Here is a 15,865-nt window from a genome sequence, read left to right as displayed (position 1 = left end):
AACACGTGTCCGACGCAGAACCACTGCAGTCCACCATCGACGACCCGAGCGGTGCCCGCACCGTCGCCACCGCCTCGGTAGCCCCGACCGGTCCAGCCCCGTCCGCCGCCCAGGGCAGGGGTTCTCCGGGATCCGGCTGGTTGGTCGCCGTCGCCGTCGTCGCGTCGGCGGTCACAGTGTTGGTGCTCGGCCTCCGGGTCGGGGGCGCGTTCACGGCCACGATCCCGGGCCTCCCCGACGCGGGGCCGGGCACGACTTGGGCACTACCCGTGTTCCGGCTCCTGTCCGACGGTCTCGCCACCGTCACCGTCGGCATGCTGGTGACCGCCGCGTTCCTGCTGCCCGGGGACGGACGCAGCGTCTCGCCGCACGGCTACCTGCTCCTGCGGCGGGCGGGTGTCGCCGCGCTCGGTTGGTCGGTGACGGCGCTGTCCCTGATGGCGCTGACCGCCTCGGATCTCCTCGGACAACCACTGACGACGCTCGGGCCCGCGACGGTCGTCAGCTTCGCCACCACCATCTCGCAGGGCCAGTCGCTCATGGTGCAGGCCGCACTGGCCCTGACCGTGGCAGTGCTGGCCCGGTTCGGAGTGTCCCGTGGGCTCGCCGCGACCGTCGCGGTCCTGGCCCTGGTGGCGGTGCTTCCCCCGGCCTTCACCGGGCACTCCGCCGGGGCCGGTAACCACCAGATCGCCGTGACCAGCCTGGCCCTGCACATCCTCGCCGCCGCGGTGTGGATCGGCGCCCTCATCGCCCTACTGGTGGTACGACGCAGTCGGCTGCTGGCCGACGCCGCCGCTCGGTACAGTCGCCTCGCCCTGGGCTGCTTCGTCGCCGTGTCGGTCAGTGGGGCGGCCAACGCCGCCGTCCGTCTCGGGTCGGTCGACCAGCTCTGGCAGTCCCGCTACGGCTGGTTGGTGCTCGGCAAGCTCGCCGCACTGCTGGTCCTCGGCACGCTCGGGGCGATACACCGCTCCCGCACCCTGCCGGCGTTGCGCGCCGGAAGACGATGGGCGTTCGGCCGACTGGCCGCCGGTGAACTGATCGTGTTCGCCGCCACGGTGGGGTTGGCGGTGGCGCTCTCCCGCAGCCCCACCCCGGTGGCCGAAGCCGGCACCGACGCCGACCCGATCACCGAGCTGCTCGGCTTCCCGATGCCCACCGCACCCACTGCGGGCAACCTGCTCGGACAGCCGCTGCCGGACATGTTCTTCCTGACCCTCTGCGTTGTCGGCATCGGTGGTTATCTGGCCGGCGTGCGACGGATGCGCCTCGGCGGACATCGCTGGCCGGTCGCCCGGACGGCAAGTTGGGTGGGCGGGCTGCTGCTGCTCGCCGCGTCCACCAACCTCGGTGTCGCCCGCTACGCGTACGTGCTGTTCAGCGCGCACATGGCCCAGCACATGGTGTTGTCGATGCTGGTGCCGATCCTGCTGGTCGGCGGCGCACCGGTCACCCTCGCCCTGCGCACCCTGCGTCGACCGGCCGACCCGGGGGTACGCGGTGCCCGGGAGTGGCTGCTGATCGCTGTGCACAGCCGGCTCACGAAACTGCTCACCCATCCGCTCGTCGCGCTGGGCATCTACACCGCCAGCCTGTTCGGCCTGTACTTCAGCGACCTGCTCGGCGTGTCGATGCGCTACCACCTGGGTCACCTCGCGATGCTCACCCACTTCGTGGTCGCGGGTTACCTGCTGTTCTGGGTGCTCATCGGTGTCGACCCGGGCCGCCGACGCCTCCGCCATCCCCTGCTGGTGATCATCCACCTGGCGTCGATGATGGCGCACGGCTTCTTCGGCCTGGTCCTCATGCAGACGACCACGGTCATCGCCCCCGACTGGTACCTCGCCGTGCACCCCACCTGGGCGTCGTCGCTGCTGTCCGACCAGAAGCTCGGCGCCGGCATCGCCTGGGCGTTCGGCGAGCTGCCCGCCGTCGTCGTCATGATCGTCCTGATTCGCCAGTGGATTCGCGCCGACCAGCCCTGAGACAACGGGATCCGATCTTCCACTGCCCGGGGAACCACCGGCGTCTCTCCCCCGACTACCAGTCAGGGCCGACGCGACACCTCAACGGGCGACCAGACCAGTACGGGAAACACGTTCGTGCTTCCCGACTTCTCCGATCGGATCACCATGTCTCTCACCGAACTGTCCGGCACGTCGACGCCGGAACCCTTTACGACCGCCGAGAAACCGACCCGACCGGCCCGGCGCACGTCGCCGTTCGGTGCGCTGCTGCTGCGGCTGCACTTCTACGCCGGCATCCTCGTCGCCCCGTTCCTGGTGGTCGCCGCACTGACCGGCCTGGCCTACACCACGACCCCGCAACTCGACACCATCCTCTACGGCGACCAGCTGACCGTCGCCCAGGTGGGTGACGCTCAGCTCCCGCTGGCCGAGCAGATCGGGGCCGCGCGCAACGCGCACCCCGACGGCAGCATCACCACAGTGCAACCCGGCGACGCCGACCGGACCACGAAGGTGGTGTTCTCACTGCCCGAGCTCGGCGAGAACCAGCACACCGTCTACATCAACCCGTACACCGGCGAGTCCCAGGGGCAGCTCACCACCTGGTTCGGGTCCACGCCGGCCACTACCTGGCTGGACGACCTGCACCGCCACCTGCACCTGGGCACTGTGGGCGAGCACTACTCCGAGTTGGCAGCGAGCTGGCTGTGGGTGATGGCGCTCGGCGGGGTCATTCTCTGGTGGCGTCGACGCGGCGCCGCCAAGGCCGCCGTCCGACACCTGCTCGTGCCGGACCTGTCCACCGCTAAGGGTGTCCGCCGTACCCGGGGATGGCACGCCACCACCGGCATCTGGCTCACCGTCGGACTCCTCTTCCTCTCGGTCACCGGCCTGACCTGGTCCCGCTACGCGGGCGCGAACTTCGCCGCCGGCCTCGACGCGCTGAGCGCCCGCACTCCGGAGATCTCCACCAGCCTCACCGCCGGTCCCCCCGCCCCCGCCGAGACCGGCGGGGGCCACGAGCACGGTGCCGCCGGGGCGGGCGGGGTCGTCGAGTCGGCGGCCTTCGACCGGGTCCTGGCTGTCGCTCGCGGCGCGGGCCTCTCCGGCCCGGTCGAGATCAGTCCCGCGCCGGAGCCGGGCTCCGCCTGGACCGTCACGCAGGTCGACAACACCTGGCCGGTCAAGAAGGACCGCGTCGCCGTCGACCCGGCCTCGGACACTGTCACCGCCCGCAGCGACTTCGCCGACTGGCCCCTACTGGCCAAACTGAGCGGCCTCGGCATCCAGGCCCACATGGGCATCCTCTTCGGCCTGGTCAACCAGATCCTGCTCGCCGCGCTCGCCCTCGGCCTGCTCTGCGTCATCTTCTGGGGCTACCGCATGTGGTGGCAACGCCGACCCACCCGCGCCGACCGCCGGACGATCGCCGGCACCCCACCGGCGCGCGGCGGCGTACGCGGCCTGCCACTGTGGGCGCTGCTGATCGGCGTACCGGTGACCGTGGCCATCGGCTGGGCACTGCCCCTGTTCGGGCTCACAGTGCTCGCCTTCCTCGTCATCGACGTGGTGGTGGGTGCGGTGTCTCGACGTCGACGACCCGCCGCGACTCCCACCTCCCCGGCACCGGCGGGGAGCTGATCCACCGGTCCGGCCGTCCGTCCTCCGACGGACGGCTGGACGCCTCGCTCAGATCACCACCTGTTTGGTGTTGGGCAGGCCGTCGACTATCGACTTCTGCACGTTGATCGTGTCGGCGATGACCTCGTGGGGCGTGTTGGCCATCCACTGCATCACCGAGATGTCCTCGAACCGGGGATGGCGGAACATCTCCAGGAACACCAGTGGCTCGTCGCCGGTGTTCTCGATGTAATGGCCGTACGCGAAGGGGACGTAGCCCACGTCACCGGCCTGGAAGTCGAACGTCCGGGCCGCGGCCTGGGAGGCGAAGACGCCCATCCGCCCGGTGCCGGAAATGTAGTACTGCCACTCGTCGGTGGTGGGATGCCAGTGCAACTCGCGCATCCCTCCCGGCTCGACCTCCACCAGGGCGGCGGCGGTGGTCACGGAGGCGGCGAAGTTGGTCGAGTCGGTGATCCGGACCGTTCCGCCGCGGAAACGCTGCGGGGTCTGCGCGAGCATCCGGTGCTTGAAGCTTCGTGGGATGTCGCCGGTCGGGCTGACCACCCGGTCCTGTTGCAGGGGCGGTGGGACGTCGCCCTGGAAGATGTACTTCTCCCGCTCGGGCAGGTTCTCCATCTGTTCCGTCGTCCAGCCGAAGTTCTTGGCCAGGACGTGTCGGGGGGTGTGGGCGAAGAAGTCGCTGAGCAGGAAGGTGTTGTTCTCCGAGAACGCGCCGTCGTCGAAGACCAGCAGGAACTGCGCGCCGTTTTCCAACGCCTGGATGTTGTGCGGCACGCCCTGCGGAAAGAACCACAGGTCGCCCGCGTTGACGTCCTCGATGAAGTTGCGGCCCTCGTGGTCGACGGCGCTGATCCGGCAGCTGCCGCTGAGCATGTACGCCCACTCGGACTGCTGGTGCCAGTGGATCTCCCGGTACGCGCCCGGCTCGAGACCGAACTGGACGCCGGACAACTGACTGGCGATCGGGAGGTCGCGGTTGGTGACCTCCCGGGTCCAGCCGCCCTTCTCCACCCGGGTGTGCGCCTGTGAGAAAGAGAACTTGAGGTTGGGCACCAGCCGGCTGTCGGTCGTCGGTGGAACCAGGAGGTCCGGGTTCTGCCGCTCGAGTTCGACGTTGCGGCCCGCGAAGGGCGGGGCGCCCTGGTCGCCGCGTCGCGGCTGAGGATCGCTGTTCGCCATGATCGCTGTCTCCTCACTCGGGTTGGATCGGGTGGGGCGCAGGAACGGATCCGCCCCGCAGCCGTAGCCGGGACGAGATCCCCAGCAGGGCACGCAGTCCGGGCCGGCCGTACTGGACCGCGATCGCGACCGGAACCGCCGCCGCGATCGCCATCAGCACGAGGCGGGTCCACGCCGGAGCGTGACCACCCGCCCCGGTGCCGGCATAGAGGACGAACATCAGCAGTACGACCCGGAGCCGATGCAGACCGGGAAGTTCGGTGAGCTGAGCCATGATTCGATGATCGGCGCCGAACACCGCCCGTCGCATCACGTGATCGCGCCATAACCGCAGGTCAAATCCCGGACGGCGGGGCCATTCGGCGCAATCCCGTCGGTTCGTCGATCTGGTCGCCAGTACCCGCCGGCATGGCTAGGCTCGGTCGCAGGACGGCCTTTCGACGCGCCTGGTAACAACCGGGGAGACCGCCATTGTCCGAATCACCTCTCAACGCCGGAACGCTTCCGGCCGACGACATCGCCGCCGACGCCGAGCTACGACGGCACCGGCTGTTCGCCACCGCGGATCAGCTCCGACTCGCCGGACGCGGGATGGAGGCGCTGCACGTCCTCGCGGCGGAGATCGCCACGAGTCGCAGCGGCGAACGCCACCGCGCGCTCCTGCTCGGTCGCCTGGCCCAGGTCGTGGCACTGGAGCAGCCGACGATCGCCCTCGCCGGTCTCCGCGAGGCGCTGAACCTCCGACTGGACGCCGGCAGCCGCAGCACCCTGCTCGCCCTGGTGGCCACGATCGCGGCCCGCACGGGACATCCGGACACCGATGCCCTGCTGCGCGAGGCGGGCACCGCGCACGCCGCGTCGGGTGACCCGGCGTCAGCTCGCCACCTCGCCCTCGGCCGGGCCGCCCGCTCGCTCGCGCACGGTGATCTGCCGGGCGCCCAAGCCGTGCTGGCAGCCCTGGAGCCGGACTCCTGGGCGGCACGCGCCGACGCCCCGTCCATCCGGGCGGAACGGATCCTCGTGCAGCTCGGCCTGGGCCGGCACCAGGACGCGCAGGCCGCGACCCGCCAGGCGCCCGACGTCTCACTCACCGGGCTGACCGCGCTGGACTGCCTGCGCATGGTGGCGGTGGGAGAGCTGCCCGAGGCGGCCGCTCTGGCCGTCACGACGCTCAGCTCCGGCTCGGCGGACCTCAGTAGGGAGGTTCGTGCCCTGCTTGTCGCGGTGATCGGCGAGGTCCGCTACCGCCGTGGCGAACACGACGACGCCCGGGCCATCCTCCGCGCCTGCCTCGCCGAGGACCGATGGCCCGACCGTACGATGTGGACGTTCGCGTTCTGTGTGGCGGTGCGCGACAGCGCCCTCAGCGAGCCGGTCGGCCTGCTCACCACTGTCGTCGCCGACCTGCACCGGTCGGTCCGGTCGCTCCTGCCCGTGCCGCACTTCGGCCCCCGACTGGTACGCGCGGCGGTGGCGGCCGACGACACCCGGGCTGCCCAACGGGTCACCGAACTGGTCGAGCTGGTCTCCACCCGTACTCCGGTGCCGCTGTGGCACGCGCTGGCCGACCAGAGCCGAGGGTTGCGCGACGGCGACCCGGACGCCCTCCGGTCGGCGGTGGACCAGCTGCGCACCACCGCGGCCCGGCCGGCGCTGGCCGACGCGTTGCTCGACCTCGCGAACAACCCCCGGGCGCGAACCGGGGAGGCGCGCGATGCCGCGCACGAGGCGGCTGCCCTCTACGCCCGGATCGGCGCTCCCGGCGACCAGGCGATCGCGGACCGGCGCTACGCCGACCTCACCGCCCGCCCACAGCGCCGGCCGTCGATCGACGAGCCGCCAAGCCGGGGCATCGACGCGCTCACCCCCGCCGAGGAGCGGGTGGCAGAGATGCTCGCCTCCGGCGCCACGAAGAAGGAGGCGGCGAGGAGCCTCTTCGTCTCTTTCCACACCGTGGACACCCAACTCCGCTCCATATACCACAAGCTGGGCATTCACAATCGGATGCAGTTGGTGCGGGTCTGGGAACGCACCGGACGATAATCAGCCGATGACCACGCCAGCCGACCTGACCCCGCTCGCCGAGGCCGTGGAGTGCGAATTCATGCACTCCTACGAGTCGCAGGCACCCGGGCCCACGTACACCGATCTCGGGATCGCGACCACCCGCGTCGGCGGCGGTGTCGCCCTCGCCATGCGCAACGATCCCTCCGGCGGCTACTGGAGCAAGGCCCTCGGCTTCGGCACCACCGAGCCGTTCACCGTGCAGGTCCTGGATCGCGTCCTCGACTTCTACCGGGAGCAGGGCGTCGACCAGGCAGTGCTCCAGCTTGTCCCGTCGGTGCTGCCCGCGGGCTTCGACGAGGTCGCCGCCGCGCGGGGGCTTGAGCCGGGAAGCACCTGGATCAAGCTCGCCGCCCGACCCGAGGACGTCACCGGCGCGCAGACCCGTCTGCGCGTCGCACCGGTGCCGGCCGCCGAGGCGCGGCGCTGGGCCGACGTGTTGCTCGCCGGGTTCGGCATGCCGAGCGGTGGGCTCACCGACATGCTGGCCGCGACGGTCGGCCAGCCGGCGTGGCGACCGTACGCGGCCTGGGACGACGGTGAACTGGTGGCGGGCGGCAACCTGTTCCTGCACGGCGAGGCCGCGTCGCTCAACGCCGCCGCGACGGCTTCCGGTCACCGCGGCCGCGGGGCGCAGTCGGCGCTGATCGCCGCCCGCGCCCGAGCCGCCGCCGAAGCGGGATGCCGGTGGCTGTTCGCCGAGACCGGCAAGCCCGCGCCCGGTCAGCAGAACCCCTCGCTGAACAACCTGCGCCGGGCCGGGCTGGTGCCGCTCTACGAACGCCGCAACTGGGTCTGGCGAGCAACTGCCTAAGGGTCACTTCTCGCTGTCGAGCAGCGCCATCATCGCTGTCGCGTACCGCTGGCCGGAGGCGGCGCCGGCCGGCACGGCACGCTCGATCTCGTCCAACGCGTCCTGGTCGAGCACCAGGTCGACAGCGCCCAGCGACTCGGTCAGCCGGTCGCGCCGCCGCGCACCGACCAACGGCACGATTTGTTCGCCCTGCGCCGCCACCCAGGCGATCGCCACCTGGCTGGTGGTGGCTTCCAGCCGCTGCGCCACCCGGCCGAGCGCTTCCACCAGGCGCAGGTTGGCGGCCAGGTGCTCGCCCTGGAAGCGGGGGCTGTTCGCCCGGAAGTCCGTGCCGGTCAGCGCACGGTCCGCCGACCAGTGGCCGCTGAGCAGACCTCGGGAGAGCACCCCGTAGGCGGTCAACCCGATGCCCAGCTCCCGCAGCGCCGGCAGGATGGTGGCCTCCGGGCCCCGGGAGAGCAGCGAGTACTCGATCTGGACGTCGCTGATCGGCGCCACGGCCGCGGCCCGGCGGATGCTGTCCGCGCCCACCTCGGAGAGCCCGATGTGCCGGATGTAGCCGGCCTGCTGCATCTCGAGCAGCGCGCCCACTGTCTCCTCGATCGGCACCTGCGGGTTCAGTCGCGACGGCCGGTAGATGTCGATGTGGTCGGTGCCCAACCGCCGCAGCGAGTACGCCAGCCGGTCCTTCACCGCCGCCGCCGACACGTCGTACGGTGCCGCCTGGAAGCCGCCGTCCGGTGTCCGGCGTGCGCCGAACTTCACGCTGAGCACCACCTCGTCCCGGCGACGCTCCCGCAGCACCCGGCCGATCAGCAGCTCGTTGTGACCCGACCCGTAGAAGTCCGCCGTGTCGATCAGGTTCACGCCGGCGTCGATCGCCGCGTGCAGTGTCGCGACGCTCTCCGCCTCGTCAGCCGGCCCGTACAGGTCGGACATGCCCATCGCGCCGAGCCCGATGATCGACACCTCCGGCCCGGAAACACCCAACCGTCGCCGTCGTAGACCCGCCATGTCCCTCGTCTCCTTCGGTCGTCGTCGCGGTGCGTCGTGTTTCCGGACACCGCTGTGTACGCTGTGTCCATATAACCAGCAAGTAGACAGCGTGTCCATATAACCGGGAGGACCAGTGGCCGAGTTCACGCCGGATGCCCAGACGCCAGCGCGCCGTGGTCGCGGCCGGCGCCCCGCCGATCAGGTACGCGCGGAGATCCTCACGGCCGCCGGTGAACTCCTGCTGGCCGAGGGCATGGCCGGGTTCACCATCGAGAAGGTCGCCGCCCACGCCGGAGCCAGCCGGATGACCATCTACAAGTGGTGGCCCTCCAAGGGCGCGCTCGCCCTGGACGGCTACTTCACAGTGGTCGCGCCCACCCTGGCCTTCGCCGACACCGCCGACATCGTCGCCGACCTCACCAACCAGCTCGTCGCCTTCGTGCACCTGGTGCGGGACACCACCGCCGGGCGGGTCATCAGCCAACTCATCGGGCAGGCGCAGACCGACCCGGAGCTGGCCGCCGCCTACCGCGAGCGCTACTCCGGCCCCCGTCGGGCCCTCGCCGTCGAAACCCTCACCCGGGCCATGGCCCGGGGCCAGCTACGCCCCGACATCGACAGCGAATCCGTCGTCGACCAACTCTGGGGCGCCTGCTATCACCGGCTTCTCATCGCCGACCTGCCGCTCACCGAGGACTTCGCCCGCACCCTCGTCGACAACCTCATCCGCGGACTGCGCTGACCCACCGTCGGTCGGGCCCCTCTGTCACGCCACGGATCGACCGAGGCCCTGCGGGCGAGCGCCCGACCAACATGAAGATCATGTTCAATCGATGCTAACGTCATTGATCGATGTTCATGCGATCGTCAGTCTCGCCCGGCCGGCACCGCCCGCTGAGGTGAGGATGCCTCTCCACTTCGACCTGCTCGGGCCGCTGACGGTGTCCCGAGGCGGCCAACCGGTCGCCCTCGGATCGACGAAACAGCAGCTGGTGCTGGCCGCCCTGCTGCTACGTCCCGGTGAGGCGATCTCCGCCAGCGAGCTGATGACGATGGTGTGGGGCGACCAGCCCCCCGCCTCGGCCGCCGCGAACCTGCGCACCTACCTGCGAGGGCTGCGCCAGGCGCTCGACTGCGCCGCGGACGAGCGCCGGCGGATCCTCACCACACCGGGCGGCTACCTGCTTCGCGTCGAGCCGGACGAGCGGGACGTGGACCGGTTCGACGCGGCGGCGGCGCGCGGACGGGCAGCGCTGTCCGCCGGCGACCCGGCGGCGGCGCAACCGGAACTGGCGCTCGCGCTCGGCATGTGGCGGGGGCCGGCCTTCGCCGGGCTGCCGCTGCCCCGGCTCCTCACCGGCCGGGTCGCGCGGATCACGGAGCGGCGGCTGCTGACCGAGGAGGACCACGCCGCGGCGCGGCTCGCGCTCGGCGAGGCGGCCCAGGTGATCCCCCGGCTGCGGGCGCTGCTCGACCGTCACCCACTGCGGCAACGGGCCTGGGCCCAGCTCATGACCGGCCTCTACCAGATCGGCGACATCGCCGGGGCGCTGGCAGCGTTTCAGCAGGCCAGACGGGAGCTGGCCGAGGAGACCGGCATGGACCCCGGCCCCGAGCTGACCCGGTTGCACGACGACATCCTGCACCACCGTCTCGGCCAGCAGGCCGCCACGACCGGGCCGGCGGACGACGCGTCGCCCGGCGCGGCACCGGGCCGCCCCCAGCAACTGCCACTGGCCCTGCCCGGCTTCGTCGGCCGCAGCGCCGAACTCGACCTCCTCGACGCGGCCCTGGGCGCCCGGCCCGAGCGACCGGCCACGGTGGACATCGTCACCATCAGCGGCATGGCCGGCGTGGGCAAGACGACGCTCGCGCTGCACTGGGCCCATCGGGCCGCCGACCGCTTTCCCGACGGCCAGTTGTACGTCAACCTCCGAGGCTACGACGACGCGGACGCGGTGTCCCCCGCCGACGCCCTTGTCGACTTCCTCGAGGCGCTCGGCGTACCGGTCGGTCGCATCCCCAGCAGCGTCGACGCTCGGGCCGGGCTGTACCGCAGCCTGCTGGCCTCACGTCGGATGCTCGTCGTCCTCGACAACTCGCGCGACGCCGACCAGGTGCGCCCGCTACTGCCCGGCGTCGGTCAGTGTGCGGTCCTGGTGACCAGCCGCGACCAGCTCAGCAGCCTCGCCGTGGCCGAGGGCGCCCGACCGTTGACGCTGGAGGTGCTGACGGCCGCCGAGTCGACGAGGCTGCTCCGCAGCCGGCTGGGCGACGACCGGGTGGCCGCGGAACCGGCGGCGACCAACGAGGTGATCGAGTCGACAGGTCGCCTCCCGCTCGCCCTGTCCATCGTGGCGGCCCGGCTGACCGCCCGGTCCACCTTCCCGATCGACGCCGTCGCTGCCCAACTACGCCCGTCCGAGTCCCGGTTGGAGCAGCTGGCCGACGGGGACGTCCGCCGGATCTTCTCCTGGTCGTACCGGGCGCTGAGCACCGAGGCGGCCCGCCTGCTGCGCCTGCTGGGCCTGCACCCGGGCCCCGACCTGACCGGAGACGCCGCCGCCGCGCTGCTCGGCCGCCCCCGGGCCGCCGTCACCCCGCTGCTGAAGGAGCTGACCCGGCTGCACCTGCTGACCGAGCACCTACCCGAGCGCTACGCCCTGCACGACCTGCTCCGGTCGTACGCTGCCGAACTGGCCCAGGCCTCCGACCTGGCCGAGGAGCGACAGGCCGCCGCGCGCCGGATGTACGACCACTACCTGCACAGCGCGCACCCCGGCGCGGTGTTGCTCCAGCCCACCTGGGCGCCCATCGAGCTGGAACCACAGATGCCGGCGAACGTACACGTGCCGATGCCCGATCGGGTCGTCGCGGCGGCCTGGTTCCACGCCGAGCACCCCGTCCTGCTGCGGGTGCTGCGTCAGGCCGCCGAGACCGGTTTCGAGCGGTACGCCTGCCAGCTCGCCTGGGCCCTGGCCGCGTACCTCGCGCCTCGGGGCATGTTCCAGGAGCAGCTCGCGGCCCAGCAGGCGGCCCTCGCGGCGGCGCAGCGGATCGGCGACGTCCGGGCGCAGGCGCAGGCCAGCCGGATGCTCGCACGGGCGCTCATGCGACTCGGCGACCAGCACGCGGCCGAGCACCACGTACAGCGGGCGCTCGAACTGTACGAGCAGCTTGAGGACCTGGACAGCCTGGCGCTGATCCTGCGCCAGTACACCGAGCACTGCACCCAGTACGGCCGGTTGGACGAGGCGCTCAAGCACAGCGCCGAGGCGCTGCGGGTGTCGCAGCTCATCGGCAACCGGTACGCCGAGGCGCGCGCGCTGAACGTCAAGGGTTACCTGCACGCCCTGACCGGCGACTACCACCAGGCCGTCGTCGACTGCGCCGAGGCGCTGGCCCAACAGGAGGCGATCGACGATCGCGTCGGGCAGGCCGCGACGTTGGACAGTCTGGGCTTCGCGTACCACCGGCTCGGTGACCCGGCCAGGGCCGCTGTCTGTTACGAGCAGTCCGTCCAACGCTTCCAGGAATCGGCCAACCGGTATCACGAAGGGCTGACCCTCGTCCGGCTCGGTGAGGCGCGCGAGGCGATGGCGGACCCTCCGGCCGCTGCCGAGGCGTGGCAGCGAGCCATCCGGATCTACGACGACCTGGGCGACCCCGCCGCCGACGTGGTGCGACAGCTGCTGGCACGCGTCGCGCCCGGCCACCCCGGCCCGGTGACCCCGCCTGAGTGAGAGCCGGCTACAGCGGGCGGGCCGTCTGGAGCTGGTCGCGGATCAGCGCCTCGTAGTAGCGCCCGTGCGCGATCAGCTCGTCGTGCGTGCCCTGCTCCACCAGGGAACCCTCCTCCATCACACCGATCAGGTCCGCGTTGAGCACTGTGCTCAACCGGTGCGCGATGACGATCCTGGTGCACGACAGCGCCGAGAGGACCTCGTCCACCCGACGCTCGGTCACCACGTCCAGGTGGCTGGTCGCCTCGTCGAGCAGGAGCAGCGGCGGGTTGTGCACGAGGGCGCGGGCGAGGGCCAGCCGTTGCCGCTGGCCGCCGGAGAGCCCCCCGCCGCCCTCGGTGAGTCGTGTCTCGTACGCCATCGGCATCGCCATGATCTCGTCGTGGATCTGCGCGCGTTCGGCGGCGAGGACGACCTCGTCGTAGGTCGCCGACGGGTGTCCGAGGGAGATGTTGTCGCGGACGGATCCGGCGAACAGTGCGGGTTCCTGGGTGACCATGCCACACCAGCGGCGCAGCTCACGGAAGTCGAGGTCCTGGAGCAGACGCCCGTCGAAGCGGACCTCGCCCTCACTGGGCACGTACAGCCCGATGATCGTCTTGGCGAGCGTCGTCTTACCCGAACCGGTCCGTCCGACCAGCGCCACCTTGGCGCCGGCCGGAATGGAGAGGTCGACTCCCCGTACGGCCCAGGCGGCGTTGGCGCTGTAGCGCATGCCGACCCCGCTCAGCGTCACCTGCCCCGAGATGCGGCCCGGTGGCTGGGACGTGGACCGGTCCTGCTCGGCGGCCTCGTCCATCACGTCCCGGATCCGTTCCAGGTGGGTGCCGACCGTCTGTAGCTGGCGGGCCGTGTTGACCAGGCCCATCAGCGGAGTGAGCACGGCCGCGGCGAGGGCGTTGAGGGCCAGCATGGTGCCCAGCGACATCGCGCCGGCGACGACCTGGTGCGCGCCGACCCACAGCAGGAGCAACGGCGAGCCCATCCGGAACACCCCGAGCGTCGCCTCCAACCCGGTCTCCAACTGGCGGCGGTGCAGCGAGGCGAACTGCCGGGTCTGGAACAGCCCGGACCAGCGGCCGAGGACCTGCTGCTCGGCGCCCATCGCCTTCACCGTCTCGGCGCCGGCCAGCACCTCGACAGCGTAGTTCTGCTCCTCGGCCTGCGCGGCGATGTCGCGGTGCGTGCGTTCCCGCATGGCCCGGTAGGTCGCCACTATCGCGCCGAGTTGCAGCAGACCCAGGCCCAGCACCAGCCAGGCGTAGAGCGGTGTGAACGCCAGGAGCATGCCGATGTAGACGACGACGAACAGTCCGTCGAGGACGAGCGACATCGTCTGGCTCGTGACCAGGTCGCGGATGACTGTGTTGCTGGACATCCGCATCAGCAGGTCGCCGCTGCTGCGCAGTTGGAAGTACGAGTACGGCAGGGCGAGCAGGTGGTCGAAGAAGCGTCGCATCATGGTGTCGTCCATGCGGGCGTGCAGCACGTTGAGAGCGACACCTCGGGCGTAGGTGCCAACGCCCTGGGTGGCCAACAGCAGGAGCATGCCGAGGCCGAGAACGGTCAGGGCTTCGACCTGCCCCTTCCCGATCACCGTGTCGACAGCGAACTTGGTGATCAGCGCCGGCAGCAGCACCGCCAGTTGGAGCAGTAGCGACACGACCAGGACCAGGCCGAGCAGCGGACGGGAGAAGGTCAGCATGCTGCGGGCGAACCGCAGCGAGGCCAGCCGACCCGGGCTGGGGCGGCGCTCGAACTCCTCGCCGGGGCTGAGTTCGATGGCGATGCCGGTGAACCCCTCGCCGAACTCCTCGCGGCTCATCCGCCGCCGGCCCATCCCCGGGTCGACGACGACGGCGCCGCGTCGGTCCCACCGCTCCAGCACCAGATAGTGCCGGAAGTTCCAGTGCACGATCGCGGGCAGCCGCAGCTGCGGCAGTCCGTCGAGGTCGACGCTGACACCCCGGGCCCGCATGCCCGTCCGACGGGCGAGTTGGGTCATCTGCAACGCCGTGGCGCCGTCGCGGCCGATGCCCAACTGCTCGCGGCACTCGGCGACGGAGGTCCACCGCCGGTAGGAGGTGAAGACCATGGCCAGGCACGCGGCGCCGCATTCGGTAGCGCTCATCTGGAGCATGATCGGCACCCGGCGGCGCTGTCGCAGCCAGCTCAGTGTCATCGGAGGACCCTCCCGACGCCCGGCACCAGCTCCAGCAGTGTGGGGTTGGCGACCACGAGACTGAGCCGGCCGAAGGTCTGCTTCGTCTCGCCGGAGAGCAGGACGATGGTGACCGGCCGGGCCACCTCCGCCGGGATGTTCCAGCGCCGAGCCGCGGCGTCGTCGACGACGACCTCGGCCCGCACGACCCGCAGGGTCGCCCGTCCACCCTCCTGGACCAGTGTGACCTCCGTGCCCGGCACCGGCTCGGGGTCGAGGCGTCCGGGGAACATGGAGACCAGGTTCGACCCGTCGGCACCGATCGCGGCGCCGTCGGCGGTGCGCGGCACCCGCATGACCGCCGCGAAGCCCAGGCCGATCAGCAACAACACGGCGAGCGCGACCAGCGGCCGTCCCGAGGACCGGATCGGACTGAGTGCGGGGCCGTCGTGCACGCCACCGCGGTAGGTCGCCAACGCCTGCGGGCGGTACGGCCAGACCTGTTGCTCAGCCACGCGGGTCACCGCCCACCCTCGAAACCGGGGGCTCGACCAGCAGGATCGACGGGACCCGGTCGGGCAGGGCCAGGCGCAGCAGGTTGTAGCCGATGCCGGCGATGCCGCTCATCAGGCCGGGAGTCTCCGCGCCGAGGGGAACCCCGCACAGCCAGCCGTCCCGGTCGATGTAGTCCAGGATGCTGGCGGCCACCAGCTCGGCCTGCCGGGCGGCGTCCTCGTCGCCGCGCGCTCGTGCGGCGGCCAGCAGGGCCTCGACGTTGCCGAGGTCGCCGTGGCAGATGCTGTGGTTGCCGGTGCCCGTGATGACCTCGCCGGTCAGGCCGAACCGCAACATGCCGGTGCTGGCGTCGGAAAGGTCGCGGTCGAGCAGTTCGTGGTCGTCGACGTAGCCGGCCAGGTCGGCGCGGGCGAGCGCGATGCCGGGCCCGCCGTGGCACCAGGCGACCATGGAGTACCGCTCCGGCGTGGTGTCGCGCAGGTCGAGCCAGCACATGTGCTCCGGGTCGAAGGCCGAGCGTTCGTAGCGCATCGCCCCCTCGACCAGGGGCAGGTGGTCGCGGTTGCCGAGGGCCCGGTCCAGCCGGGCCAGGGCGACCGCGATGCCGGAGCCGCCGTGTGAGAAACCCGCCAGCGGCCGGCTCGGGTTGACCGCGCCCGCCCAGCCGATCCCGTCGCCGGCCGGCTCGGCCCTGTCTGCCAGTATCCGGTCGAACGTGCGGGCAGCGTCCCGGACCGGCTCCGACGGCCTGTAGACGTTCCGCCCCATGCGCCGGAGG

Annotated in this window: 12 protein-coding genes; 6 read left to right on the top strand and 6 right to left on the bottom strand. The window is 71.4% G+C overall.

Translation table 11 applies throughout. The features are described from left to right. Positions 1-5: 5 nt before the first annotated feature. Both NIE79_RS01190 and NIE79_RS01185 read left to right on the top strand, forming a co-directional pair. Positions 6-1,988 carry a bifunctional copper resistance protein CopD/cytochrome c oxidase assembly protein gene (locus NIE79_RS01190; RefSeq protein ID WP_238676729.1) on the top strand — a complete coding sequence of 661 codons (1,983 nt, stop codon included), beginning with the start codon at positions 6-8 and terminating at the stop codon, positions 1,986-1,988. A 147-nt stretch (positions 1,989-2,135) separates the two neighbouring features. Beyond that, the gene (locus NIE79_RS01185; protein ID WP_238676728.1) at positions 2,136-3,611 is read left to right on the top strand and encodes a PepSY-associated TM helix domain-containing protein; all 1,476 of its coding nucleotides are present in this window, start codon (positions 2,136-2,138) and stop codon (positions 3,609-3,611) included. Between the two features lie 48 nt (positions 3,612-3,659). On the opposite strand, the gene NIE79_RS01180 is transcribed toward NIE79_RS01185, so the two are convergent. Together NIE79_RS01180 and NIE79_RS01175 are read right to left on the bottom strand one after the other, a co-directional pair. After that, complete coding sequence (locus NIE79_RS01180) at positions 3,660-4,793, bottom strand: cupin domain-containing protein (RefSeq protein WP_238676727.1); 1,134 nt, start codon at positions 4,791-4,793, stop codon at positions 3,660-3,662. A 13-nt stretch (positions 4,794-4,806) separates the two neighbouring features. Beyond that, entirely contained in the window at positions 4,807-5,067 is a 261-nt protein-coding gene (locus tag NIE79_RS01175) for a hypothetical protein (protein WP_238676726.1), read from the bottom strand. 197 nt (positions 5,068-5,264) lie between these two features. On the opposite strand from NIE79_RS01175, the gene NIE79_RS01170 reads away from it, so the two are divergent. Next, positions 5,265-6,836 carry a helix-turn-helix domain-containing protein gene (locus tag NIE79_RS01170; RefSeq protein WP_238676725.1) on the top strand — a complete coding sequence of 524 codons (1,572 nt, stop codon included), beginning with the start codon at positions 5,265-5,267 and terminating at the stop codon, positions 6,834-6,836. 7 nt (positions 6,837-6,843) lie between these two features. Further along, complete coding sequence (locus NIE79_RS01165; RefSeq protein ID WP_238676724.1) at positions 6,844-7,671, top strand: GNAT family N-acetyltransferase; 828 nt, start codon at positions 6,844-6,846, stop codon at positions 7,669-7,671. Positions 7,672-7,674: 3 nt separating this feature from the next. Here the strand turns inward: NIE79_RS01165 and NIE79_RS01160 are convergent, their stop codons facing one another. Further along, positions 7,675-8,685: an aldo/keto reductase gene (locus NIE79_RS01160; RefSeq protein ID WP_238676723.1), complete on the bottom strand. Its 1,011-nt coding sequence runs from the start codon at positions 8,683-8,685 to the stop codon at positions 7,675-7,677. 115 nt (positions 8,686-8,800) lie between these two features. On the opposite strand from NIE79_RS01160, the gene NIE79_RS01155 reads away from it, so the two are divergent. Together NIE79_RS01155 and NIE79_RS01150 are read left to right on the top strand one after the other, a co-directional pair. Further along, positions 8,801-9,409, top strand: coding sequence for a TetR/AcrR family transcriptional regulator (locus NIE79_RS01155; protein WP_238676722.1), 609 nt, complete (start codon positions 8,801-8,803; stop codon positions 9,407-9,409). Positions 9,410-9,572: 163 nt separating this feature from the next. Continuing rightward, the gene (locus tag NIE79_RS01150; protein ID WP_238676721.1) at positions 9,573-12,410 is read left to right on the top strand and encodes an AfsR/SARP family transcriptional regulator; all 2,838 of its coding nucleotides are present in this window, start codon (positions 9,573-9,575) and stop codon (positions 12,408-12,410) included. A gap of 7 nt (positions 12,411-12,417) precedes the next feature. Here NIE79_RS01150 and NIE79_RS01145 read toward each other — a convergent pair whose 3' ends face one another. The 3 genes from NIE79_RS01145 to NIE79_RS01135 form a co-directional block, all read right to left on the bottom strand. After that, a complete protein-coding gene (locus NIE79_RS01145) occupies positions 12,418-14,592 on the bottom strand; it encodes a peptidase domain-containing ABC transporter (RefSeq protein WP_238676720.1) in 2,175 nt (724 codons plus the stop codon). Then, positions 14,589-15,086 (bottom strand): hypothetical protein, encoded by a 498-nt coding sequence (locus NIE79_RS01140; protein WP_238676719.1) that lies wholly within the window; start codon positions 15,084-15,086, stop codon positions 14,589-14,591. The genes NIE79_RS01145 and NIE79_RS01140 overlap by 4 nt, the downstream gene beginning before the upstream one ends. Next, on the bottom strand, positions 15,079-15,865 hold a 787-nt coding region (locus NIE79_RS01135), incomplete at its 5' end, for a lanthionine synthetase LanC family protein (RefSeq protein ID WP_308193118.1). The genes NIE79_RS01135 and NIE79_RS01140, both read right to left, overlap by 8 nt.

It is taken from the genome of Micromonospora trifolii (assembly GCF_022229005.1).
In the GTDB taxonomy this organism is placed as follows: Bacteria; Actinomycetota; Actinomycetes; order Mycobacteriales; family Micromonosporaceae; genus Micromonospora; species Micromonospora trifolii.
This window is presented reverse-complemented; position numbering and strand designations above follow the sequence as displayed.